Below are 24,317 nucleotides of genomic sequence, written 5' to 3'. Positions count from 1 at the left end.
CATTTCGCACCGATGGTTACGGGGCTCGAGAATGTGGGGCAGCTCCGGCCATCAGGCGGCGCAGGCCGGGGATTGCTGGTTCAGATTGGCCAGCGCCTGGCAGGCCCAGGCCTTCTGCACCTTCCACTTGCCGTCTTCGAGGACGAACGGAACGTCGACCTGGTTCTCCTGCCCGTTGATGGTGAACTTGGCCTGGGCGGTGACGGTGTCACCGAAGGTGGTCACTCCCGTGACCACCGCTGTGGCGTTGGCCTGGTGGAAGGCCTCGGCCAAGCGGTTGGGCAGGCTCGGATCGGCCTGGATGCCCTGCACGAGGTCGGCCTTCTCCTCGTTCGGAACCGAGGGATCGAGCGCACGCTGCAACGTGGCGTTGAGCTCGTCGACGGTGGGCGGGGCAGGTACGTTCGCGGTCGCCGAGGCGGCAGCGGTGGTGGTGTGGGTGGTGTGCGAATCGCTCTTGTCGTCGCTGCCGCAGGCGGCCAGGCTCAGGGCGGCCACGACGGCCAAGCCTGCTGCTGCGATGCGTCCGGTGTCGAGAAGCTTCAACTGTTCGTCCTTTGCGCTCGGATCGGTCCGACGGTGATAGGGCGCGATATGGCCTGGGTGGCCATCGAATGGCGAAGCTACTGAGCGTGATTGTGAGAACCATGAGGCGACCTTCTGGCCGCCATAAGAACTGAACCTAGCATCGGAAGCGATCCCAGCGGGCTCATTCCGGCGACAGTTCGGCCGCCGGCGCCGTCGGCAGCGCGCGACGGCCGGATCGCGCCGGTGGCCGAGCGCCGGCGTCGAGATGAACTATCGCTCCGTGGGCCCGGCGGACGTGCAGTTCCTCCGCCGGTACCACGAAGTACCGCAGCCGCCCGGTTCCGGGCGGCAGACGCTACCGGCCGGGAGTCACCAGCCGCGCTCGGCCAGGCGGTGCGGCTGGGCGATCTCTTCGACGTTGATGCCGACCATGGCCTCGCCGAGCCCGCGCGACACCTTGGCCAGCACGTCCGGGTCGTCGTAGAAGGTGGTGGCCTTGACGATCGCGGCGGCGCGCTGCGCCGGGTTGCCGGACTTGAAGATGCCCGAGCCCACGAACACGCCCTCGGCGCCGAGCTGCATCATCATCGCGGCGTCGGCGGGCGTGGCGATGCCGCCCGCGGTGAACAGCACGACGGGCAGCTTGCCCGTCTCGGCGATCTCCCGGACCAGCTCGTAGGGCGCCTGCAGCTCCTTGGCCGCCACGAACAATTCGTCCTCGGGCAGCGACGACAGTCGGCGGATCTCCTGGCGGATCTTGCGCATGTGCGTGGTCGCGTTGGACACGTCACCGGTGCCCGCCTCGCCCTTGGAGCGAATCATGGCCGCGCCCTCGGTGATTCGGCGCAGCGCCTCACCGAGGTTGGTCGCGCCGCAGACGAACGGCACGGTGAAGTTCCACTTGTCGATGTGATTGGCGTAATCGGCGGGGGTGAGCACCTCGGACTCATCGATGTAGTCGACACCGAGGCTCTGCAGGATCTGCGCCTCGACGAAGTGGCCGATGCGAGCCTTCGCCATGACGGGGATGGAGACCGCGTTGATGATGCCGTCGATCATGTCCGGGTCGCTCATCCGGGAGACGCCGCCCTGAGCGCGGATGTCGGCGGGGACGCGCTCCAGCGCCATCACCGCGACCGCACCGGCGTCCTCGGCGATCTTGGCCTGCTCCGGCGTGACGACATCCATGATCACCCCGCCCTTGAGCATCTCGGCCATGCCGCGCTTCACGCGGGCGGTACCGACGGTCTGGGTGGTCTCGGGGATGGTCACGGCAAACTCCTCCAGGCGTGTGCGCCAATCGATCACTCGCATTCGAACGCCACGATTCTAGGTGGCCACAAAAGGCCACTTGATAGCCAGTTGGAGTGCACTGGCCTGCCCGATCTACGCCGGGCGCCCGATCACAGCGGGCCGACCACCAGCAACTGCGCCCAGTACTGCGCGGCCGCGGGACCGAGCAGCGGCAACAGGAAATCGAACAGCAGGTACGACATGAACCAACTACCTCCACAACCCGAACAGGAACAACTCCGCCGTCAGCGGGACCACGACACCGAAGCACATGCGTCCCCCACCTCAGTACCCTCCGGCGCCCTGGATCATCGCGACGCTATCACGATCGTGAAACACATCACACATGCCGCGGCTGCTCAGCGGATGGAGCGAACCTCCGGATCGCCGGTACCCGACGCGGCCTCGGCCGCTTCGGCCAGCAGCTCGTCCAGGTGATACGGGTAGACGGTTTCGCCGGAGCGGTCCAGCGCGACGATATCGGCAGCGGTGCACCATCTGTGCCCGGTGATGGAGCGACGTTCGATCACGGTCGAGTTCGCCGGTTGCGGTTCGAAACCACGGACCCGCAGGGCGAAGAACAACTCCTCCGACCGGATCAACTCGCCGTTGAACGGGAATACCGCCACCCGCCGCCAGATCGGACCGCGCAGGGATGCGGGGTCCCCGCGATATCCCGTCTCCTCGTACAGTTGCCGCACCGCCGCCGAGCGCAGGCTCTCCCCCGGCTCCACGCCGCCGCCGACGGTGAACCAGAACGACACCTCGGGCGTCTTCGGATCGTTGCCGCGCATCAGCAAGGTCCGGTCGTTCTCGTCGAACAACACGACCCGCGCCGTGGTGCGGATGGTGTCCACCGCGAGGCCGGTGGACGCGGCGGGGGTAGCGCGCTCGGTGATCTCGAAATAGGACGGCAGCGGGGCGGTGCCCCCGAGGTGCAGGATGCGGACCGGGCGGCGCGTGCGCAGTGCCAGCGTGTCGCGCACGGCGTCGTTGTGGAAGCGGCGGGCGATCAGCACCCGGGCCTCGGCATCGGCCAGCTCGGCGACGAGTTGCGGGCGCAGCGTGCCGATATCGACCGCCGACAGCGCGCTGGACAGCCGGTTCTCCACGGTCTCCCGCTCGGCGCGACCGGCTCGCTCGGCCCGGTCCGCCAGCGCCGCCAGTTGTCTGGCCTGCTCCGACACGGCCGGATCGGACACCGGACCAGCGATCGCCATGGCCACCGACCTGGCCACCACCGCCCGCCGGGCCAGCGCGGCGTCGAGCGCCTGCCAGGACTGGTCGGAGCGCACGTGCAGCCGGTCGAGCCGGTTGGCGGTGGAGTACGCCCACAAACCGATCGCGACGACGACCGCGGCGATCAGCGCGAGGACGAGGACGGTCGTCGCGGAGAAGGTGATCATCCGGCGGCCCGCACTCGCACGTCGCCGACGGTCACCGTCTCGTAGACACGCAGGATCTGTTCGGCCACCACCGGCCAGTCGTACTCGCCGACGACCTGGGTGGCTGTGTGCACGAGAGCCTCTCTGCGCATATCGTCGGTGAGCAGGCTGTGCAGCGCGCCGGCCAGTGCCGCGGAGTCGCCGACCGGGACCAGCATGCCCGCCGAACCGTCCCGCAGCACTCGGCGGAAGGCGTCCAGTTCACTGGCCACGACCGCGGTGCCCGCCGCCATCGCCTCGATCAGGATGATCCCGAAGCTCTCGCCGCCCAGGTTGGGCGCGACATACACGTCGGCGCTGCGCATCGCTGAGGCCTTCTCCTCGTCGGATACCTGGCCGAGGAAGCGCAGGTGACCGGACAGCCGGCCGGCTTCGCGGCGCAACCGGTCCTCCTCGCCGCGGCCGACGATCAGGATCTCGACGTCGGGATGCTTGCCCACCAGCTCGGGCAGCGCGCCGAGCAGGACGTCCATGCCCTTGCGCGGTTCGTCGTAGCGCCCCAGGAACAGCACCGTCCCGCCGGGCCGCGGGTAGCCCGGCAGCATCGGCGCGCGGGCGAACGCCGGGACGTCGACGCCGTTGGGGATCTCCACCGCGTCCGAGCCGAGCGCCTCGACCTGCCAGCGGCGCGCGAGTTCGGAGACCGCGATACGACCGGAGATCTTTTCGTGATACGGCCGCAGCACACCCTGAAAGGTGCTCAGTACCAACGATTTCGTCGTCGACGTGTGGAAGGTCGCCACGATCGGGCCCTCGGCGATCTTGAGCGCGAGCATCGACAGGCTCGGCGCGTTCGGCTCGTGGAGGTGCAAGACGTCGAAGTCGTTGCCTTCGATCCAGCGGCGGATCCTGGTGTAGGCCATGGGCCCGAACGACAGTCGCGCCACCGACCCGTTGTAGGGGATGGCCACGGCGCGCCCCGCCGACACCACGAATTCCGGCAGCGGGGTGCCCTCGGACGCGGGCGCCAGGACGCTCACCTTGTGCCCGCGTTCGATGAACACCCGCGCCAGTTCGACCACATGCGCCTGCACCCCGCCGGGGACGTCGAACGAATAGGGGCAGACCATGCCGATCTTCATGGCGATACGTCTCCCTGTTCGGCCTTGATGCTCGCCTGCGCCGCCTCGATCCTGGCACGCCGCTGGGGCGAGAGATCGCTCTCCCACAATGGTTGCAGCATGTGCCAATCCGCGGGGTGCTCGGCGATATTCGCCGCGAAGCGGTCCGCCAATGCTTGCGTGGTCGCGGCCACGCCACCGGAAACGTCCAGCGGCGCCTCGGTTTTCAGTCCCCAGTTCTCGCGGCTGGCGGAATCGACCTCGAACCACGCGTGCACCGGCAGCAACGCTGCACCGGTCTCGATCGCCAGTTTCGCCGCGCCCGCGGGCATCCAGGTGCGCTCGCCGAAGAACCGCACGGGCACCCCCTTGCCGGTGAGGTCGCGTTCGCCCATGAGACACACGATCTTGTTCTGCCGCAGGCGCGCCGCCAGCCGACCGAACGGCGGCTGCTCACCGCCGGTCAGCGGGAACACCTCGAAGCCAAGGCTCTCCCGGTAGGCGACGAACCGCTCGAACAGCGATTCCGGCTTCAGCCGCTCGGCCACGGTGGTGAGGCCGCCGTAGTGCTGCACCAGCCAGACGCCCGCCATGTCCCAGTTGCCGGAGTGCGGCAGCACGAGGATCACGCCTCGGCCCTGCGCGAGCGCGGCATCCAGATGCTCCAGGCCGTCGACGTAATAGTCGATCGCGGCATGGTCCATCGCGGGCAGCCGGAACGCCTCTCGCCAGTACCGCGCGTACGAGCGCATGCCGGCGCTGATCAGTTCGTCGGGCACGTCGGCGGGAAGCGCACCCAGCACGCGCGCCAGATTGCGCCGCAACTGGTTCGGCGGACCGCCCGCGTGGAACTGCCGATTGGCGCGGCGGGCGATCCGATCGGCGCCCCATGCGAACCACCGCCGTGCCGTCGGCTCCGGCAACGCACGCACCAGCCGCCAGCCCGCCGCGTATCCCACGACGCCCAGCCGGTCCCCGATCGTCATCCGCGCCCCCGCGCCATCGCTGCGCGATTCGTCGTCACGGATACCCGGACGCCACCGTCGATCGGTTCGCGCCCGGCATCGAGTGAGGTCACGACGGAAGTCCCGAGGTGTCGGCGGTTCCCCCACCGGGACGCTGCGACTGCCCGGCCGGGATCACGGTGCGTGCCCCCGGCGAGTTGCGCACGGCCAGTACGCGCTGCACGACGGTGACGATGCTGAGCACGGCGAGGATCCACATGGCCACATGCACGGCGTAGGTGAGCCACTCGATCCCCCAGTAGCCGCCGATTCCGGTGAAGCCGGCACCCACCAGGACGATGATCAGCCGGTCCGGCCGCTCGATGATGCCGCCGTCCGCGGACAGGCCACTGGCCTCGGCGCGGGCCTTCGCATAGGAGATCACCTGCGAGGTCACCAGGACGATGAGCGTCGCGGCGAACAACGGCTTGTGCTGCTCGTGGAAGACCGCCCACCAGGCCAGTCCGCCGAAGATCGCGCCGTCGGCCAGCCGGTCACAGGTGGCATCCAGCACCGCGCCGTATTTCGTGCCGCCACCGCGCGCCCGGGCCATCGCCCCGTCGAGCATGTCGAACATGACGAACAACCAGATCACCATGGTTCCCCAGAACAGGTGTCCGGTCGGGAAGAGCGTGACCGCGGCGGCGATGGAGGCGGTGGTGCCGATCAGCGTCATGGTGTCCGGTGTCAGTCCGGTGCCGACCAGCGCCCGGCCCAGCGGAGCCGTCGCTTTGGCGAACGTCTCGCGGCCGAGGAAACTCAGCACGGCCGATCCGCCCGGTCGCTCATCTACGCCTCCCTCCAGGCCGCAGACAGCAGCGCCCTGGTCTCCCGCAGCAGTTGCGGCATCACCTTCGCTCCGCCGATGACCGTGATGAAGTTCGCGTCGCCACCCCAGCGCGGGACGATGTGCTGGTGCAGGTGATCGGCCAGCGACCCACCGGCCACGCCGCCGAGGTTCAGCCCCACGTTGAAGCCGTGCGGCCGGGACACCTTCTTCATCACCCGGATGGCCTGCTGGGTGAAAGCCATCAGCTCGGCGCTCTCCGCGTCGGTGAGATCCTCCAGGTTGGCCACCTTGCGGTACGGCACCACCATCATGTGTCCCGGGTTGTACGGGTACAGATTGAGCACGGCGTACACCAGCTCGCCCCGGGCGACGACCAGACCGTCTTCGTCGGACATCTTCGGGATGTCGGTGAAGGGGTGGCCGGTCGAATCCTTGGGACCGGTGGCGGCCTCCGCGATGTAGGACATGCGATACGGCGTCCACAGGCGCTGCAGCCGGTCGGGTTCCCCGGCGCCGGTGTCCACGATGCTGCCCGGCTCGGCCGAGGCCGCGGTCCGGTCCAGATCCGCGATCCTCTCCGGCACCGTCCGCTCGGTCATGCCCCACCCTTGTTCGCTGATCGGATCTCGAAACCCTCGGCCGTCGGCGACGCGTTCTCCCGGCGCGCGATCCACTCGACGATGGTGGCCACCGCGTCGTCGACCGGCACGCTGTTGACCTGCGTGCCGTCGCGGAAGCGGAAGCTCACGGCGTTCGCGTTCACGTCGCGCTCACCAGCGAGCACCATGAACGGCACCTTCTGAGCGGTGTTGTTGAAGATCTTCTTCTGCATCCGGTCGTCGCTGCGATCGACCTGCGCGCGGACACCCTCGTGCCGCAGCCGCTCGATCACCTGGTCCAAATGCGGAGCGAAGGTGTCCGCGACCGGGATACCGACGACCTGCACCGGCGACAACCAGGCCGGGAACGCGCCCGCGTAGTGCTCGGTGAGCACACCGAAGAAGCGCTCGATCGAGCCGAACAGGGCGCGGTGGATCATCACCGGCCGCTTCTTGGTCCCGTCGGAGGCGGTGTACTCCAGTTCGAACAGTTCCGGCTCGAAGAAGTCGAGCTGAATGGTCGACATCTGCCAGTTGCGGCCCAACGCGTCCTTGGCCTGCACCGAAATCTTGGGGCCGTAGAAGGCGGCCCCGCCCGGATCCGGGACCAGCTGCAATCCGGATGCCTCCGCCACCCGAGCCAGGGTCGCGGTGGCCTCCTCCCAGACCTCGTCGGAGCCGACGTACTTCTTCGGGTCCTTGGTGGACAGCTCGAGGTAGAAGTCGTCCAGGCCGTAGTCCTTCAGCAGGTCGAGCACGAACCGCAGGATGCTGGTGAGCTCCTCGTTCACCTGCTCCTGGGTGCAGTAGATGTGCGAATCGTCCTGCGTCATACCGCGCACCCGGGTCAGGCCGTGCACCACACCGGACTTCTCGTAGCGGTAGACCGAGCCGAATTCGAACAGCCGCAGCGGCAACTCCCGGTACGACCGGCCGCGGGACCGGAAGATCAGGTTGTGCATCGGGCAGTTCATCGGCTTGACGTAGTAGTCCTGGCCGGGCTTGCGGACGGTCCCGTCCTCGTTGTACTCCGCGTCCAGGTGCATGGGCGGGAACATGCCGTCGGCGTACCAGTCGAGGTGCTTGGAGACCTCGAACAGGTGTCCCTTGGTGATGTGCGGGGTGTTGACGAATTCGTAGCCCGCGTCCACGTGCCGCTGCCGCGAGTAGTCCTCGAGTTCCTTGCGGATGATGCCACCCTTGGGGTGGAACACCGGAAGACCGGAACCGAGCTCGTCGGGGAAGCTGAACAGGTCCAGCTCGAGGCCGAGCTTGCGGTGGTCGCGGCGCTCCGCCTCGGCGAGCAGGTGCAGGTGTTCGTCGAGCGCCTCCTGGGACTCCCAGGCGGTGCCGTAGATGCGCTGCAGGTCCTCACGGCTCTGGTCACCGCGCCAGTAGGCGGCCGAGCTGCGGGTCAGTGTGAAGGCCGGGATGAACTTGGTGGTCGGGATGTGCGGGCCGCGGCACAGGTCGCCCCAGATCTTCTCGCCGGTGCGCGGATCCAGGTTGTCGTAGATGGTCAGCTCTTTGCCGCCGACTTCCATGACCTCCGGGTCGTCGATGCCGGACTTGTCGCTGATCAGCTCCAGTTTGAACGGCTCACCGGCCAGCTCGACCCTGGCCTCGTCGACCTCGACCACCCGGCGGGAGAACCGCTGCGCACCCTTGACGATCTTCTTCATCCGGGATTCCAGCTTGGCCAAGTCCTCCGGGGTGAACGGCCGCTGGACGCGAAAGTCGTAGTAGAAGCCGTCCTTGATGAAGGGGCCGATGCCCAGCTTGGCGTCGGGGAATTCCTGCTGCACCGCCTGGGCGAGCACGTGCGCGGCGGAGTGCCGGATGACGTTGCGGCCGTCGGGGGTGTTCGCCGCGACCGGCTCCACGTCGACGTCCTCGTCCGGGGTCCAGGACAGGTCCTTGAGCTCGCCGTCCGCCCGGACGACTACGACGGTGTCCGGCCCCTTGGTGGGCAGGCCCGCCTCGCGCACCGCGGCGCCCGCCGTCGTCCCGGCCGGCACCCGGACGAGGGCGACTGGGCTGATGGCGGCTGAGGTGGTCACGGCTGCGCTCTCCTTGGCGTTTCTCGGGTGCGGGCTGGGTACCGCTGGATGGTGGCCGATCGCATGTTCGTCCGGCGCGACCATGCTACTGTCCCGCCGCTTCGGCCCGCCTCTCCGGGTTTTGGGCTGTCACGGTCGGGTGGCGCGAGATCTATGTTCGAGTCTCGCTTCGGGTCACGCTCACGTTCCCGGCGTACCCGTCGAGTTGTCGCGCCGCATATGGTCAGCCCTCGGTGGCAAGGTCCGTGAGGAGTGCGATGCGTTCGGCGGCGGGGCGTTTCGGACAGCTGGTGCACATGTCGCAGCCGGGCACCTCGAACACCAGGCAGCAGGAGATGCGCCGCACGAAGGTGCGTCCGCCGATGTCGACGAAACGCGGAACCGGAAGTTTGCCGCCGATCTCGGCGGCCAGCCGCGCGCCCGCATCCGGCGACCCGGCGTCCAGCGCGCGGTTGCCGATCGCATCGGCCACGATCGCCCACAACGCGGGGACGCCCGCGCTCGAAACCCGGGCGACCGCCGGGATGACGCTCACCAGCGTCTCGTGCAGCGCCGCCGCGCTACCGGAGGCCCCTACGCCGCCGGCCGGGATGCGTACCCGTTCGATACCGCCGTCGGGGCGCACTTCGCACGCGAGGCGGTCCAGCGCGGCTTCGGGGGCGGCCTCGTCGTGCGCGTACGCCCGCGCGATCTGCTCGACCAGCGCGGACGCGACCATGCACCACCACAGGGTGCCCGCGATACGCGACGAGGTGGTCCCCCAGGACTGGCCCATCTCCGCAATGCGCGCGGCCAGCCATTCCGGTTGGGTGAGCATGCGTCCCGGAACGGTGGTCACCGTCACAGGGGGCTGCGCAGCCATTCCCATTCGACTCCGATCCAACTACCCACGAGCCCGAAGGTTCCCAATATCCACAGCGTCGCCACGACCAGCGCGGCGGTGCCGACCGCCCCGGCCACCTGCACAACCGGACCTTGCCCGGAGTACCAGTCCGTCAACTGCCGGTACCGGTCCCGCAGCCAGGCCAAAACCCCGCGCGCCCAAGCGAATTCGGTGGCGAGGATGCCGAGCCCGGCGAACACGATCGCCCAGCCGGGACCGGGATAGGGGATCGCGAGCACACCGGCCGCGAGTACGGTGACACCGACCACCGCGACCACGATCCGGTAGCCGAGGTACAGCGTAGGTCGTCGTTCGAGATCGGCACGGAAGGCGCGCCAGCGGGTCGGTCGAGGGGCCGAATTCGTTTCCAGGTCTGCAGGCACGTTTCCCAGAGTACGAGGGTCGGCATACCGGATCCCGCTCCACACTTGCCCGGATACGGTGATCCCGCCCGGGCCGGCTGCCCGGGCGGGATCACCTGTCCCCGTCGATCAGACCAGTTGCGGAGCGGGCCTATGGCCCGCGTCATCGATGTGCGCGATCCCGTTCTCGGTCACCTCGACCACCCGGGCGCTGGCGATGTCGAAGAACAGACCCGACACCGTGACGCCGCGCTCGGCGACCGCCTTGCGCACCGCCGGGTGCTGACGCAGCAACTCGAGCTGCACCGCGACGTTCACCATGGCCAGCTGATCGACCTCGCCGAAACCGGCCGCCCGCGCCGCGCCCGCCACCGGATGGCCCGCGTGGAACCGCTCCAGGCTCGGTCGCGCATGGGCGAGCCAGGCGTCCACGCCGGGGACCTGGGCGCCTGCGTGCAACGCTTTCATCGCACCACAGGAGGAATGCCCGCAGACCACGACCGAGCGGACGTTCAGCTGTTCGAGCGCGAACACCAGCGCGGCCTCCACCGACGCGTCGCCGTCGGCGGGCGCGAGATTGCCCACGTTGCGCACCGTGAACAGGTCGCCCGGCCCGCTGTTGGTGATGATGTTCGGCACGATTCGCGAGTCCGAACAGGTCAGGAAGAACGAATCCGGGTCCTGGTTGTCGCGCAGTTCATCGAGGTGCGGCCGGACGACGTGCGCGTGACTGCGATGGTAGGCAGCGACGCCCGCCGCGACCGGGTTCTCGTGCCGCTCGTCGCGCCGCCAGGGGCCGAGGATCTCGTCCCAGACCGAGCGCGCGAAGCTCCGCGCGGGCGGCTGTGCCGCTGCGTGGGCCATCCTGGCACCGCCGATCTCGACGAAATCGACGTTGCCGCCGTTGTTCACCTGCTGGCGGGCGAATTCCTCGATGGCCTCGAAAGCCGCGTGATCGAGGAAGTCCACGGTCATCTCCACCGTGACGTCGGCTCCCGGGGGGATCTTCGCGAACTGCGCCGACAGCTTCGGCAATGCGAGGAAGGTGGCCGAGCCGTCGATGGTGACCAGCCAACGCTGGGTACCGGGGACCTCTTCGGCCTTGATCGCCACCCGGACCACCCGCCACAGCAGCAGGCCGAAGGCCAGAGCGAGGCCGATCAGCACGCCCTCCAGCAGGTTCGCGAACACCACACCGAGCACCGTCACGGCGTAGACCAGCAGGTCGCCGGTGCGCCGGGCCAGTTTGATGTGGGCCAGCTTCACCAGTTGCATGCCGATCACGATGAGCAGACCGGCCAGCGCGGCCTTCGGGATCTGCTCCACCACGGAGACCAGCGCCACGGAGAACACCAGGACCCAGACACCGTGCAGCACCGCGGAGGCCCGGCTCTGCGCACCAGCCTGCACATTGGTGGCGCTGCGCACGATCACGCCGGTGACCGGCAGGCCGCCGAGCAGGCCGGACAGCACGTTCGCCGAGCCCTGCCCGATCAGCTCCCGGTCGAAGTCGGTGCGCTTGCGCGAATGCATCTTGTCCACGGCCACCGCGGACAGCAGGCTCTCCACGCTGGCGATCAACGCGATGGTGAGGATGGCCAGTACCAGACCCGACCAGTCGCCGCGCGGCAAGGCGGGCAGGCCGATGGCGTCGAACAGCGAGCCGTTGAGCACGATGCGCACCGCGTCGAGCGGCAGCACCAGCGACAGCACCGTACCCACGAGCACCGCGACCAGCGGACCTGGGACGACGCGCACCCGGGCGGGCAGGTACTTCCAGCCGAGCATGATCGCGATGACAACCGCGCCGATCAGCGTGCCGCCGCTGTGCAGCGACAGGAGCTGCCCGGGCAGCTCGACGATGTTGCGCCAAGCCGAACTGTGCGAGGAACCGCCGAGCAGCACATGGATTTGCTGCAGCGCGATCGTGATGCCGATACCGGCGAGCATCGCGTGCACCACCACGGGCGCCACGGCGAGGGCCGCTCTGGCCACGCGGCTGAGGCCGAGCAGGATTTGCAGCACACCGGCTGCGAAGACGATGAAACACGTCGTGCGCCAACCGAATTGATTGATCGTTTCGGCGACGACGACGGTGAGGCCCGCAGCGGGGCCGCTCACCTGCAGGACCGAACCACCGAGCGTTCCGGCGACGATACCGCCGATCACGGCGGCGATCAGCCCGGCAGCGACCGGGGCTCCCGAGGCGATCGCGATGCCGAGCGAAAGCGGCAGCGCGACAAGGAAAACCACGATCGAGGCGGGCAGATCGTGACGGAGGACAGCAGTGAAGCGGTCGGACAGCGGTCCGGAACCGTGGCCCGAGCCCGGCGGTGCGGGCTTTGACGGTGGCGGGGCTAAATCTTGATCGATAGCCATGACTCTCCTTCGCCGACTCGGCTGTCTCGCCGAGGTCGGTTGACGATCAACATGTCCAGCAGGGCACAAGACCGCGAACCGGCATCTCGCGGTGAAGCAGTCCCGACGCAGCGATGAGTCGAGATGTAAACGAGTGCAATTGTATTGGTAAAGACTTAGCAAAGCCTGAGAAGTTAGCCAATTGTGTGTGAATTCCCACTGCCCTGGCATCGCCGATCATCATGATCCACCGCACAATGCCTGGTCAGACGGGTTCCGCCGCGACCGGCCGCCGCTCGTCGCCGAACTCCGCGATTCCGTCGACCATGATCTCGATCACCCGGGCCGTGGCGAGGTCGAAGAACAACCCCGATACCGCCACACCCCGTTCCTCGATCCCCCTGCGGACGACCGGGTGCGCGTGCAGCGTCTCCAACTGCACCGCGACGTTCACCATGCCCAGCTGGTCCACCGGGCCGAACCCCGCGACGGCCGCGGCGGCGGCGACCGGATGCCCCAGCCGATAGCGCTCCAGGCTCGGCCGCGCGTGCGCCAGCCAGTCACCGAGCCCGGCCCCGGCCCGCACCTCGCGGTGCAACGCCTCCATCGCACCACAGCCGGAGTGGCCGCATACCACGACCGCGCGCACGTTCAGCCGCTCCAACGCGTAGATCAGCGCCGCCTCCACCGAGACGTCCCCACCGCGCGCAGGCACCAGGTTGCCCACGTTGCGCACCGTGAACAGATCGCCGGGGCCGCTGTTGGTGATGACGTTCGGCACGATCCGGGCGTCCGCGCAGGTGAGGAAGAACGAGTCGGCGTCGTGCCGATGGCGCAGCTTGTCCAGGTGCGGGCGCAGCAGGTGAGCATGGCCGCGGTGGTAGGCGGCGATGCCCGCCGCGATGCGGTCCTCCCGGTCGCCGGTGCGCCGCCACGGTCCGATGACCTGGTCGACGACCTGCCTGAAGTGCCCGCGCTCGGGCGGTCCGGCCAAGGCGGTGGCCATCCGCGCGCTGCCGAGTTCGGCGAATTCGACCGTGACGCCGCGGGTTTCGCGCTCGCGCGCCCATTCGGTGAGGAACTCGTGCGTGGCGTGGTCGAGGAAGTCGACGGCCATCTCGACGGTCACGTCGGCGTCGGCCGGGACCTTCGCCAGTTCGGCAGTGAGCTTCGGCAAGGCCAGGAAGGTGCAGGTGCCGTCGATGGCGACCGCCCAGCGGCGCGAGCTGGGAACCGGTGCCGCGACGATCAGCACACGCACCACCCGCCACAGCAGCAGCGCGAACGCCAGCACCAGACCGATCACCATGCCCTGCAAGAGATTCAGGAACACCACGCCCAGCACGGTCGCCAGGTAGACGTACATCTCACCGGCGCGCCTGGCCAGCCGGATGTGCGCCAGCTTGATCAGCTGCACACCGACGAAAATGAGCAGTCCGGCCAGCGCGGCGGTCGGGATCTGCCGCACGAGCCCGGCCAGCGCCACCGCGAACAGCAGGATCCAGACCCCGTGCAGCACGGTCGCCGCCCGGCTGCGAGCGCCGGCATTCGCGTTGGTGACGCTGCGCACGATGACGGCCGCGATCGGCAGGCCGCCGAGCAAACCGGACACGACATTGGCCGAGCCCTGGCCGATCAGCTCTCGATCGAAGTCGGTGCGGTGACCCGGCCGCATCTTGTCCACCGCGACGGCCGACAGCAGGCTTTCTACGCTGGCGATAAGGGCGATCGTGACCATGGTCGCGGCGACGGCCGTCAGCCTGCCGGAGGGCACCGCGGGCAGACCCAAGGATTCGAGCAACGAGCCGCTCAGCACGATGCGCTCGACATGTGTAGGCAGGGCGAGCGCCAGCAGCGTGGCCGCGACCACGGCGACCAGCGGCCCGGGAATCACGCGCACCCACCGTGGCGTGAAGCGCCAAGCGACCAGGATGACGATGACGACCAGGCCGACGCACAGGTCGCCGGTGCGCACCGACAGCAGTTGCTGCGGTAGACCGACCAGCGCGGCGAACGACGAACTCAGCGATCTACCGCCGAGCAGAACGTGCACCTGTTGCAGCGCGATCACCACGCCGATGCCCGCCAGCATGCCGTGCACGACCACCGGTGCGATGGCCAGCGCGGCGCGCGCGACGCGACTCAGCCCGAACAGGATCTGCAACACACCCGCCCCGGCGGTGATGAAGCACGTTGCGGCCCAGCCGAATTGATGCACGCTCTCGGCGACGACCACGGTGAGGCTCGCGGTGGGCCCGCTGACCTGGATCGCGGAACCACCGAGCAATCCGGCCACCACACCGCCGACGACGGCAGCGATCAAGCCCGCGGCCACCGGAGCGCCGGAGGCCACCGCCACGCCGAGCGAAAGGGGAAGTGCGACCAGGAAGACCACGATCGAGGCGGGCAGATCGGCACGGCCGATGCTGGTCAGGCGAGCGGAAATGCCTGCGTACGGCGACGTCCGTGGTACGGAATCGGTGTCGGTGGACATATTTTCTCCTTCGCCGGGGTGCCCCGGTTCATCGGTCAAACATGTTCTTGGCATCGAAAGCGAGCGGCGGGCGAAGCTCGGGCCGTCCCCCGATGGACGGAAGTACGACCCCTGACGCAGCGGTCGATACAATAGTAAAGAGTTCGCAAAGTGCGTGAAAAGGTTTCCGGTCCCGCTGACGGCAACCGCTACCATAATGTGACTCAGGTCACAATGCAACAGGGAGGGAAGGACGGCGTCGGCGCGACCGATGCCGAGCGTCGGACAACCAGCCCAGCCGCCACCCGCTCAGCTCAGCGGGCCCCGCCCGTCCTGGCATGCGCCACCACCGATCCGGCAGCGCAGCCGACTACCGCATCGCCGGCCACCGGAGCCCGCCCCGATCGAATGCGGGCAGACGATCACAGGCACCGAATGCGGCCGACCCGGTGGCCCAGCGGCCGGCGTGGTGGGCCGGTGATTCTCGCTCGCGCAGAAGGCCGGCGCACAGTTCGCCGGCCGCGGCGCGGCCCGCCGACTAGAGTCTGTCACGTGTCACGCTGTCGCTCGATCCTCCGCGCCGGTATCGCATGAGGGCCGTCGTGTACGACCGCTACGGCGGCCCCGAGGTGCTGTCGATCGCGGATACCCCAACGCCGTCTCCGGCGCCGAAACAGGTGCTGGTCCAGGTGCACGCGACGTCGATCAACCTCTCCGACTGGGAGACACTGCGGGGGACGCCGCTGTATTCGCGCATCGGCGGGCTCCGGACTCCCGGTCGCCCGGTTCTCGGATCCGATATCGCCGGACGGGTCGAAGCCGTCGGCTCCGAGGTCACCCTGTTCGCACCCGGTGACGAGGTCTACGGCGACAATCTGATGCTCAAGGGCGGATTCGCTGAATATGCCGTGGCTCCTGAATCGGCGCTGGCCCACAAACCGGCGTCGCTGAGCTTCGCCGAAGCGTCGACCCTGCCCCAAGCCGGGGCGATCGCCCTACAGGGCACTGCCGATATCGCTGCCGGAATGTCGGTGTTGATCAACGGAGCGGGCGGCGGATCCGGAGCGTTCGCGATCCAGTTGGCCAAGAACGCCGGGGCGCACGTGACCGCGGTCGATAACGCCGACAAGCTGGCGTTCATGCGCACGCTCGGCGCAGACGAGGTTATCGACTATCGCGTCGAGAACTTCACCCGAACCGGACCATACGACCGAGTACTCGACCTGGTCGCCCACCGGTCGGTCTTCGCCTACCGCAGGTCGGTCGCCCGCGGCGGCCGGTACCGCTGCGTCGGCGGCACCACAAGCGCGTTGCTGCGGATGACGACGGTGGGCGTGCTCGCCGGATTGGTGACCGGGCGTTCTCTCGGAGTCCTCGCGGTGAAGGAAGGGCCCGCGCACTTCACACCCCTCGCGGAGGCATGTGTCGCAGGACGGATCGGAATCCACATCGACCACACCTTCCCGCTCGACGAGACCGCGAAAGCGCTGTCCCACGTCGGTACGGGACGCGCCCTCGGCAAAGTGGTGGTCCAGATCCGCTGATTTGCGGGTGCTGCTGCTTCAGGGATGTCCGGTTTGATCAATTCGTTGGCGGGTCGTGGCCACGATCGAAGCCGACGGCGGACAGGCGGTCGCCGCCCAGGCGGATGTGACGGATCCGGCCCAACTGACCGGCCTTTTCGAGACGGCCGAACAGCACTTCGGCGGACTCGACATCCTGGTGAACAATGTGGGCACCGCCACCGTCGGTCCGATCGCCGAGGCGACCGACGACGAGTTCGACCTCATGTTCACCACCAATACAAAGGCCACTTTCATCGCACTGCGCGCGGCCGCCAACCGACTGCGCGACGGGGGACGGATCGTGGTCGTATCGTCCGGGGTGACCGCGACCCATCGACCGGGTTCGGGAATCTACGCCGCTACCAAGGCCGCGAGTGAAGCACTCGCTCGGGTATTGGCCAAGGAACTCGGGCCGCGTGGCATCACTGTCAACAACGTACTGCCCGGTGCCGTCCGCACCGAGGCACTCGCCGCGGCGCGCAGTCCGGCACTCACCGACCAGATCATCGATCAGACCCCACTCGGCCGCATCGGCGAGCCCGCCGATATCGGCGATATCGTCGCCTTCCTCGCCTCCCCCGACGCCCGCTGGATCACCGGTCAATCCCTGCACGCGGGCGGCGGGCTCTTCTGAGCAACATCTGGATTCGTGTCCTCAGGTCACGCGACGGCCCGCAGGGAGGCGTCCAGATGTGCCTGGGTGCGCGGGCCGATAATGGTCGCGGTCACATCCGGATGCGCCAGGACGAAACCGGCTGCCAGGTCGATCACGGTCAGACCGGACGCCGCGGCGAGTGCGGCGAGCGCATCGGCGGCGGCGAGTTCGGCGGCATTGGTGGGTGCATCGATATCGAAGCGGCCCGGATTCAGCTCGGCCCGATGCGACGGCGGCTGGGCTGCCCCGATCCGATACCGTCCGGACAACCAGCCCGCCGCGAGCGGACCATAGGTGAGTACGCCGAGGCCGTACCTGCGGGCGATCGGCAGCGTCTCCCGTTCGATGCCACGCACCAGCAGTGAGTACGGAACCTGTTCGGCAGCAGGACGATTCAGCTTGCGTTTATCCGCGGCTCATTGCACTTCGATGAGTTCGCCCGGCGCGAACACCGATGTGCCGTAGTAGCGGATCTTGCCCGCGCGGACCAGATCGTCGAGCGCACCGACGGTTTCGTCGATATCGGTAACCGCCTCGGTACGGTGCACCTGGTCTAGATGATCGGTAGTCAGTCGACGCAGCGAATCCTCGACCGCTCGGGTGAGCCAGCACCGTGAGTTCCCCCGGTGCGTGGGGTCGTCATCGACGGGTTGTGGAATTTGCCGGCCAGGATCACCTGGTCGCGGCGACCGCGCAGCGCCCGGCCGACAATCGAGGGGCCCTCGGAACATAACTCGAGGCGGGCGCCGACTCGGCCCCAGGCTGTCGGCGACCGAACTGCCCGAGATCCGAGTCGGCGCCCAGGTATGCCGGCTGGTCGTCGAACCCACGTTGTACTGGTCGGCGAACGTTACCTGGTGGGCTCGGGGAACGGCGAGTTGATCGTTGTGAAGTACTGGATGGCGGCCAGGATCGCCACCGGTGCCGTCACGAGCAGCTGGCCGACCAGGGTGCCCAGTGCGCCGATGGCGACGATCCCGCCGACGCAGCCGACCACGGCTGCCGGGACGAACGCGCCGAAGAGGCCGATGATCGCGGCGGAGGCGACCGTCGCACCGGCAATGCCGCCGAGTACGCAGCCCACCGCGCCACCGGTCAGTCCGCCGACGAGGGTGCCGATGCTCGCGCCCGCGCCGATGGTGCTGGTCAACCTGTTCCAGGCGGCCACCTCCCGGTCATAGGGGGTCTTCCACGGCGCGCCCTCCTCGAAGGGCAGGGCGACCGGCCGGTACGTCGCGTGCGCGAGATCGAATTCCGGTGTCAGGACAGCGCTGCGCCCGGCAATACGGGAGCTGATCGGGAAGACGAAGTCGTCCACGCGGAAGGATAATTCGGCTCCGGCGAGTACGCTGCCGTCGGCCGCCTTGATGGTGAAGGTCCCCCGGTCGTTCTCCAGCGTTCCCGAATCGGTCTCGATGTTCACCGATTTCGGAGTGGCGGTGGCCTTGTAATTCACTGGCGCGGTCTCCGCAGTGACGTCGGCGTAGCTGATCCCCGGCAGGGCGCTCAGCCCTGCTGTCAGGATTGCCACGGCGCCGATACGCTTGTTCATTTATCGGATCTCTCTTTCGAGGGTGAGAATGCGAACAGGTCAGTTCGCGAATTCGGGCGCGATCTTGTCCGCGACGAAGTCGAGAGTGCGTTTCGCTACGTCGATCGGAAGATTTCCCGAATGAATGGTGAGGCTGACCGTGATATCGGAGCCGTACGCGGCGCCGAGGCGGCTGAGCTGTGCGCGGACGTCGTCCGGGGTGCCTGCCAGGATGTGGTCGTCGCCGAGGCGTTTGTCGAAATGAAGGAGGGATCCGACATTCGCCAGGTTCTCGTACCCCGGATAATCGGCACTTCGCTCGGTTGCCCACGAGCGGGTGGCCTGGGCGATCTTGTCGGAGTAGAGCTGTTCGTCGCGCCTGCCCAGGCTCAGCGCTTCGTCGCGGTCCTCGGCGATGAACGCCCCGAGGCTGATCTGCACGTCCTCGGTTCCGGCATCCCGGCCGCCGGCGACCCAGCCGCGTCGGTAGGCGGCCAGGATCTCGGTGAATCCCGCCACGCCCGCGATGGCAGGGACCGCTTGCAGTCCCCGCCCGAGCTGCCCGGCCTGCTCGGCCGAGGCGGGACTGGTGGCCGTCGCCACGAAGACCGGCGGCCCGGGGCGCTGGTAGGGGCGCGGCAACAGTGTGACCGGCCCGAACCGGTGGAACGGGCCGTCCACGACGACATTCTCCTCGGCCCACAGGCGCTCGACGATCCGCACGCCTTCGTCGAACCTGGCCCGGCTCTCGTCGAGACTCACCCCGAACGCGGCGAATTCGTCGGGCAGGAACGCACGCCCGAAACCGACGTCGAGCCGTCCATGGCTGAGATTGTCGAGTACGGCCAGTCGCCCGGCCAGCTGCACCGGATGCGAGAACGCGGGGATGACCGCGCCGGTCGCGATACGGATGGACCTGGTCCGCGCGGCCACCGCGGACAGGAACGGTACCGGGTCCGGACTGTAGCCGCCGTAGGGGAAGAAATAGTGTTCGACGGTCTTCACGTGATAGAAACCGCGTTGATCGGCGTAAACCGCCAATTCGATGGCGTCGTCGAAATATTTGCCGGCGGGCAGATCGTCGGGTCCGACCGCGGGGAAGAAAGTTATGCCGAATTAAAGTCGACGGTTGCGGTGGCATCGGCTTCAAGGAATACGGTGGCATGTGGCGCGGAGAAGAAGCTGCCCGACACCGCGTCGGCCGTCGCGCGGCGTACGGCACTGACCGCCACGGCGCTGCTCGCGTCGGACTGTTCGACCGCGACCGTCTCACCGCGGCTGGTGTTCGGTGCCGCGAGGCCGTTGTGTCGCGCATGGTACTCGGTGAGGTCCTGTTCGGTGATCTGTCCCTGCGGCCCGGTCCCGGTGACGTCGCCGAGGTCGATGCCGAGTTCCCTGGCGTATCGACGCACATTCGGCTTGGCCAGCGGGCCTGGCTGTGCGGGTGGGTATGACAGGGAGTCGAATGCCGGTGAGTCCGACGGCGAGCCAGATGCCGGCAGGTCCGACCCCGAGCCAGATGCCGGCAGGTCCGACCCCGAGCCAGATGCCGGCAGGTCCGACCCCGAGCCAGATGCCGGCAGGTCCGACCCCGAGCCAGATGCCGGCAGGTCCGACCGCGACTCGGCGGCGATGGTCAGCAGTACCGCACCGACTTCGACCGTATCGCCTTCCTCGGCCTCCAGGGCGAGAACAATGCCGTCGCATGGCGCGGGCACTTCGACGATCGCCTTAACGGTTTCTATTTCGAGCAGTGTCTGGTTGGTGTGCACCGGATCACCTGGTGCGACCTTCCACTCCAGCACTACCGCGTCGGCGATACCTTCACCGACATCGGCCAGTGCGACGACAGTCGTGGTCATCGGGTCCCCTACCAGTTGAGCGATCGGGTGACGGCGTCGACGACGCGTGCCTGATCGGGAAGAAATTCGTTCTCCAGCCGCGCGGGTGGATACGGCAGGTTGTACGCACCGACCCGCAGGACGGGCGCATCCAGCGAATAGAAGCACTCCTCGGTGACGCGGGCGGCGACCTCGCCGCCGAGGCCGCCCGCGGTGTGCGCCTCGTGCACGATCACCACGCGACCGGTCTTGCGCGCGGAAGCGATCAGCGGTTCGTAGTCGATCGGCGCCAGCGAGCGCAGATCGATGACCTCGCAGCGTGTTCCGGACGCGGCGAGTTCGTCGGCCGCACCGGTCGCGACGGCGAGCGCGCCACCGTAGGTGATTATCGTGACGGCATCGCCAACGCGAACGGTGTTGGGAGCGAATGTCTTCCGTGCTCCTCCACCGATCGTTCCCTTGCGCCAGTACAACCGCTTCGGTTCGAAGAACACCACCGGATCCGCCGAGGCGATCGCCTCCTGGATCATCCAGTACGCGTCGTCGGGTGTCGCGCAGCTGACCACACGCAATCCGGCGGTGTGGGCGAAATACGCCTCGTTGGACTCGCTGTGGTGTTCGACCGCCCCGATGCCGCCGCCCGCTGGTATGCGGATGACAACCGGCGCGATGACCTGTCCGAGGGTGCGCGCCCGCAGTTTCGCCAACTGCGACACGATCTGGTTGAACGCCGGATAGACGAATCCGTCGAACTGGATTTCGCATACCGGGCGATACCCGCGGATGGCCAGGCCGATGGCGGTGCCGATGATCCCGGACTCGGCGAGTGTCGTATCGACCACGCGGTCGCTGCCGAAGCGCCGTTGCAGACCCTCGGTGACCCGGAAGACGCCACCGAGAGCGCCCACGTCCTGGCCCATTACCAGTACCCGCGGATCGCGTTCGAGCGCGCGCGCCAATCCCCGGTTGATGGCCTGGGACAGTGTCAGTTCGGCGCCGACGTCGGTCGCCGCGATGTCCTGGGAGATCGTCACCACGCGGGCACCGCCCGCCGCTCGCGTGCCGCGTCCCGCTCACGGATCAGTTCGGGACCGATCTCGGCGAGTGTGTTGTCGAAATACCACTCCAGCCGCGGCTCCGGAAGCGCGAGACATTCCGCACGGGTCGCGACCGCGGCAGCGCGCGCATCCGCCGCCGCGGTGGCGAAGAACGCCTCATCGGCCCAGCCGCGCTGTTCGAGCAGTGCCGCGACCCGCGAAATCGGATCCCTCATCTCCTGCTCGGATACTTCGGAATCGCTGCGATAGCGGGTCGGATCGTCGGCGGTGCTGTGCCCGGCGCGGCGATAGGTGATCGCCTCGATGAGCGCGGGTCCGCCGCCCGACCTGATATGGCGCAGCGCGCGTTCGGTCGCCGCGCGCACGGCGAAGACGTCGTTGCCGTCCACCGCGGCCGACCACAGGCCGTAGGACCGCGCCCGCACGTGCACGGGGGATGCGAACTGCTTGTGGGTCGGCGTGGAGATTGCCCACGCGTTGTTCTGGCAGAAGAACAGTACAGGGGCGGCGTTGACCGCGGCGATATTGAACGCCTCCCCCGCATCGCCCTCGCTGCTCGCGCCGTCGCCGAAATAGGCGAGGACCACGTCGTCCGCGCCGTCGCGCTGCACCCCCATCGCGTAACCGGTGGCATGCAGCAGCTGTGCCGCGAGCACCAGCGTGTAGATGTGGAAGTTGTGGTCGGCCGGATTCCAGCCGCTGTGCCCGACACCTCGCCACTGGGCCAGGATCTGGCCCGGACGCAGGCCGCGCGTCAACGCCGCCGCGTGTTCGCGATAGCTGGGAAAGACGTAATCGCCGTGGCGCAGCGCGGTGATCGAACCGATCTGCGCCGCCTCCTGGCCGAGACTGCGCAACCACAGTCCGAGTTCACCGCGTCGCTGCAGGAAGGTGGCCTCGTCGTCGACGGCCCTGGCCAGCGTCATGGCGCGGTAGTAGGTGCGCGCCGCCTGCTGATCGATCGAATCCTCGTCGTCCGGACGCACCGTGCCGTCCGGAGCCACCAACTGAAACGGTTGTTCCGATAACGCTGTCACTGTCGCTCCCGTGCTTCGCCGTGTCGCCGCAGCCGGTCAGAAGTTGCCGAGTCCGCCGCAGACATTGATCGCCTGCGCCGTGATCGAGGCGGCGGGCTCGGAGGCCAGATAGCTCACCAGCCCGGCCACCTCCCCCGGTGTCGAATAGCGCCCCAGCGGAATATTGGCGTTGAACTTGTCCAGCACCTCCTGCTCGGAGGTCTGCCACAATTGCGCATACCCGGACCGGACCCGTTCGGCCATGGGCGTTTCCACATATCCTGGGCAGACCGCGTTCACCGTGATCCCGGTCGGCGCGAGTTCCTTGCCCAGTGCCTTGGTGAAGCCGACCACGCCGTGTTTGGACGCGCTGTAGGGCGCCGCGAGCAGCACCCCCTGCTTACCCGCCGTGGACGCGATATTGATGATGCGTCCCCAGTCCTTGTGCTCCAGACCGCCCTTGCCCAGCACGTGTCGGGTGAGCCGGAAGACGCTGTTGAGATTGGTCTCGATGATGTCGTCCCACAATTCGTCGGCGATCTGCGAGGTCTGGCCGCCACCGCTGCGTCCCGCGTTGTTCACCAGGATCTCGATATCGCCGAAAGCTGCTGTGGCCGTGTCGACCAACTGCTCGAGTTGCTCAGTGGAGCGGACATCGGCGACCGTCCCCGCCACCTCGTGGCCCTGTTCGCGCAGCCGGGCGACCGTCTCCGTCACCGCGTCGGCGGTACGTGCCGCGATGAAGGTCCGATGTCCCCGCTCCGCGAGGGCGGTAGCGATGGCAAGACCGATACCGCTGGTCGCTCCCGTGACCAATGCCGTCCGGGGTGTTTCGGGCATCACACGCCTCCTGCAAGTTGTTCGATCTACCGTCGACAACGACTCTGGCTCGAGCCGGTACAGGCACGCTCCAGGCGGGCTGGCGTCGCGGCCGAGACACTAGTCGAACCGAGTTACGTTGGCCTGCAACCACTCTCGAAATGTGCGGGCCGGCCTGCCGAGCAGCGTGGTGACGGTGTCGTGCACGGTCGGTGTGATGGTGAGATAGCGGCGCTGCACCGGAATGTAGTTCTTCACGAATTCCGGCGGCTGGGTGCGCGAGAGTATCTCGCGCGCCTCGTCCTCGGTCAGCTGGACGAATTCGATGGTGCGCCCGAGTACTTCGGCGAGTATCTGTACCTGCTCGGCCACCGTCACCACTTCGGGACCGGTGAGCGTATAGGTTTTGTCCCGGTGCTCGTCGACGCCGGAATCGAAGACCAGCGCCGCCACCGCCGCGAGATCCTCGGGATCGAGCAGCGGCGCGGCCAGTTCGGGGAACAGCGCCTGTACACGGTTGTGCGCGCGGATGGTCGGCGCCCAGCGCAGGGCGTTGGAGGCGAGGCCACCCGGGCGCAGCACGGTCGACGGAACGGCGAGCTCGGCGATATGTCGTTCGGCCAGAATATGTTTGCGGTAGATCGGATTGTCGAAGCCGTCGAATTCGGTATTCACCACCGCTTTCGAGGACAGCAGTACGATCCGCCGCAGCCCGGTGCGCGCCGCGGCGGCCTTCGCGAAGGCCGCCGCGCCGTCGTCGGCGGTGAGCAGGAATACCTCGTCGATATCGGCGAGGGCGTCGGCGATCGATTCGGCGTCGGTGAGATCGCCGGTGACCGTCTCGGCGCGAGGGTCGATTTCGTCGGCGGGCCCGATATGGGTCAGCACGCGGACGGTGTGTCCGCTGTCGAGCAATTTCGTGGGAAGGTGCCGTGCGGCATTACCGGTGGCACCGGTGACGAGAATTCGAGACATC

At 67.9% G+C, this 24,317-nt stretch carries 21 protein-coding genes and 1 pseudogene; 2 read left to right on the top strand and 20 right to left on the bottom strand.

Annotation, left to right across the window (positions count from 1 at the left end; translation table 11 throughout):
* Positions 1–51 precede the first annotated feature (51 nt).
* The 12 genes from ACT89H_RS03560 to ACT89H_RS03505 form a co-directional block, all read right to left on the bottom strand.
* On the bottom strand, positions 52–546 hold the full coding sequence (locus tag ACT89H_RS03560) for a WKL family lipoprotein (RefSeq protein ID WP_445106996.1): 495 nt from the start codon (positions 544–546) through the stop codon (positions 52–54).
* Between the two features lie 351 nt (positions 547–897).
* Positions 898–1,842, bottom strand: a complete 945-nt coding sequence (gene pdxS, locus ACT89H_RS03555; RefSeq protein WP_445106995.1) for a pyridoxal 5'-phosphate synthase lyase subunit PdxS — start codon at positions 1,840–1,842, stop codon at positions 898–900.
* A 338-nt stretch (positions 1,843–2,180) separates the two neighbouring features.
* Entirely contained in the window at positions 2,181–3,224 is a 1,044-nt protein-coding gene (locus tag ACT89H_RS03550) for an NUDIX hydrolase (RefSeq protein ID WP_445107352.1), read from the bottom strand.
* Entirely contained in the window at positions 3,224–4,348 is a 1,125-nt protein-coding gene (locus ACT89H_RS03545; protein WP_445106994.1) for a glycosyltransferase family 4 protein, read from the bottom strand. Before ACT89H_RS03545 ends, ACT89H_RS03550 begins: the two co-directional genes overlap by 1 nt.
* Positions 4,345–5,313 carry a phosphatidylinositol mannoside acyltransferase gene (locus ACT89H_RS03540; RefSeq protein WP_445106993.1) on the bottom strand — a complete coding sequence of 323 codons (969 nt, stop codon included), beginning with the start codon at positions 5,311–5,313 and terminating at the stop codon, positions 4,345–4,347. Before ACT89H_RS03540 ends, ACT89H_RS03545 begins: the two co-directional genes overlap by 4 nt.
* An 88-nt stretch (positions 5,314–5,401) precedes the next feature.
* Complete coding sequence (pgsA, locus tag ACT89H_RS03535) at positions 5,402–6,097, bottom strand: phosphatidylinositol phosphate synthase (RefSeq protein WP_445106992.1); 696 nt, start codon at positions 6,095–6,097, stop codon at positions 5,402–5,404.
* 23 nt (positions 6,098–6,120) lie between these two features.
* Positions 6,121–6,720 (bottom strand): ATP adenylyltransferase, encoded by a 600-nt coding sequence (locus ACT89H_RS03530; protein ID WP_445106991.1) that lies wholly within the window; start codon positions 6,718–6,720, stop codon positions 6,121–6,123.
* On the bottom strand, positions 6,717–8,780 hold the full coding sequence (gene thrS, locus ACT89H_RS03525) for a threonine--tRNA ligase (protein WP_445106990.1): 2,064 nt from the start codon (positions 8,778–8,780) through the stop codon (positions 6,717–6,719). Before thrS ends, ACT89H_RS03530 begins: the two co-directional genes overlap by 4 nt.
* Before the next feature lie 223 nt (positions 8,781–9,003).
* Complete coding sequence (locus tag ACT89H_RS03520; protein WP_445106989.1) at positions 9,004–9,618, bottom strand: (2Fe-2S)-binding protein; 615 nt, start codon at positions 9,616–9,618, stop codon at positions 9,004–9,006.
* A 2-nt stretch (positions 9,619–9,620) separates the two neighbouring features.
* Entirely contained in the window at positions 9,621–10,046 is a 426-nt protein-coding gene (locus tag ACT89H_RS03515) for a TIGR02611 family protein (RefSeq protein WP_445106988.1), read from the bottom strand.
* 108 nt (positions 10,047–10,154) lie between these two features.
* The gene (locus tag ACT89H_RS03510) at positions 10,155–12,404 is read right to left on the bottom strand and encodes a solute carrier family 23 protein (RefSeq protein WP_445106987.1); all 2,250 of its coding nucleotides are present in this window, start codon (positions 12,402–12,404) and stop codon (positions 10,155–10,157) included.
* A 244-nt stretch (positions 12,405–12,648) separates the two neighbouring features.
* Complete coding sequence (locus ACT89H_RS03505) at positions 12,649–14,877, bottom strand: SulP family inorganic anion transporter (protein ID WP_445106986.1); 2,229 nt, start codon at positions 14,875–14,877, stop codon at positions 12,649–12,651.
* Positions 14,878–15,446: 569 nt separating this feature from the next.
* Here ACT89H_RS03505 and ACT89H_RS03500 point away from each other — a divergent pair.
* A complete protein-coding gene (locus ACT89H_RS03500) occupies positions 15,447–16,400 on the top strand; it encodes an NAD(P)-dependent alcohol dehydrogenase (RefSeq protein WP_445106985.1) in 954 nt (317 codons plus the stop codon).
* 55 nt (positions 16,401–16,455) lie between these two features.
* Positions 16,456–17,055, top strand: a complete 600-nt coding sequence (locus ACT89H_RS03495) for an SDR family oxidoreductase (protein WP_445106984.1) — start codon at positions 16,456–16,458, stop codon at positions 17,053–17,055.
* 26 nt (positions 17,056–17,081) lie between these two features.
* On the opposite strand, the pseudogene ACT89H_RS03490 reads toward ACT89H_RS03495, so the two are convergent.
* From ACT89H_RS03490 to ACT89H_RS03455, 8 genes and pseudogenes are all read right to left on the bottom strand, one after another.
* Positions 17,082–17,807, bottom strand: a pseudogene (locus ACT89H_RS03490) (aldo/keto reductase).
* Positions 17,808–17,926: 119 nt separating this feature from the next.
* Positions 17,927–18,628, bottom strand: coding sequence for a DUF8020 domain-containing protein (locus ACT89H_RS03485; protein WP_445106983.1), 702 nt, complete (start codon positions 18,626–18,628; stop codon positions 17,927–17,929).
* A gap of 39 nt (positions 18,629–18,667) precedes the next feature.
* Positions 18,668–19,684, bottom strand: coding sequence for an LLM class flavin-dependent oxidoreductase (locus tag ACT89H_RS03480; RefSeq protein WP_445107351.1), 1,017 nt, complete (start codon positions 19,682–19,684; stop codon positions 18,668–18,670).
* Between the two features lie 29 nt (positions 19,685–19,713).
* The gene (locus ACT89H_RS03475; RefSeq protein WP_445106982.1) at positions 19,714–20,469 is read right to left on the bottom strand and encodes a biotin/lipoyl-containing protein; all 756 of its coding nucleotides are present in this window, start codon (positions 20,467–20,469) and stop codon (positions 19,714–19,716) included.
* 8 nt (positions 20,470–20,477) lie between these two features.
* Entirely contained in the window at positions 20,478–21,431 is a 954-nt protein-coding gene (locus ACT89H_RS03470) for an alpha-ketoacid dehydrogenase subunit beta (protein ID WP_445107350.1), read from the bottom strand.
* Positions 21,432–21,478: 47 nt separating this feature from the next.
* Positions 21,479–22,543, bottom strand: coding sequence for a thiamine pyrophosphate-dependent enzyme (locus ACT89H_RS03465; RefSeq protein ID WP_445106981.1), 1,065 nt, complete (start codon positions 22,541–22,543; stop codon positions 21,479–21,481).
* Between the two features lie 36 nt (positions 22,544–22,579).
* Complete coding sequence (locus ACT89H_RS03460; protein ID WP_445106980.1) at positions 22,580–23,362, bottom strand: SDR family NAD(P)-dependent oxidoreductase; 783 nt, start codon at positions 23,360–23,362, stop codon at positions 22,580–22,582.
* A 99-nt stretch (positions 23,363–23,461) separates the two neighbouring features.
* Positions 23,462–24,316 (bottom strand): NAD(P)H-binding protein, encoded by an 855-nt coding sequence (locus ACT89H_RS03455; protein WP_445106979.1) that lies wholly within the window; start codon positions 24,314–24,316, stop codon positions 23,462–23,464.
* Position 24,317 lies beyond the last annotated feature (1 nt).

It is taken from the genome of Nocardia aegles (assembly GCF_052545135.1).
The sequence above is the reverse complement of the archived record's forward strand: the minus strand, read 5'-3'. Positions and strand labels throughout refer to the sequence as shown.

Bases quoted from the DNA above. Each gene is read 5' to 3' on its own strand.
- ACT89H_RS03475 (WP_445106982.1), bottom strand. From the start codon at position 20,469: ATGACCACGACTGTCGTCGCACTGGCCGATGTCGGTGAAGGTATCGCC.
- ACT89H_RS03485 (WP_445106983.1), bottom strand. From the start codon at position 18,628: ATGAACAAGCGTATCGGCGCCGTGGCAATCCTGACAGCAGGGCTGAGC.
- pdxS (WP_445106995.1), bottom strand. From the start codon at position 1,842: ATGCGAGTGATCGATTGGCGCACACGCCTGGAGGAGTTTGCCGTGACC.
- ACT89H_RS03530 (WP_445106991.1), bottom strand. From the start codon at position 6,720: ATGACCGAGCGGACGGTGCCGGAGAGGATCGCGGATCTGGACCGGACC.
- ACT89H_RS03510 (WP_445106987.1), bottom strand. From the start codon at position 12,404: ATGGCTATCGATCAAGATTTAGCCCCGCCACCGTCAAAGCCCGCACCG.
- ACT89H_RS03505 (WP_445106986.1), bottom strand. From the start codon at position 14,877: ATGTCCACCGACACCGATTCCGTACCACGGACGTCGCCGTACGCAGGC.
- ACT89H_RS03545 (WP_445106994.1), bottom strand. From the start codon at position 4,348: ATGAAGATCGGCATGGTCTGCCCCTATTCGTTCGACGTCCCCGGCGGG.
- ACT89H_RS03460 (WP_445106980.1), bottom strand. From the start codon at position 23,362: ATGCCCGAAACACCCCGGACGGCATTGGTCACGGGAGCGACCAGCGGT.
- ACT89H_RS03540 (WP_445106993.1), bottom strand. From the start codon at position 5,313: ATGACGATCGGGGACCGGCTGGGCGTCGTGGGATACGCGGCGGGCTGG.
- ACT89H_RS03455 (WP_445106979.1), bottom strand. From the start codon at position 24,316: ATGTCTCGAATTCTCGTCACCGGTGCCACCGGTAATGCCGCACGGCAC.
- ACT89H_RS03500 (WP_445106985.1), top strand. From the start codon at position 15,447: ATGAGGGCCGTCGTGTACGACCGCTACGGCGGCCCCGAGGTGCTGTCG.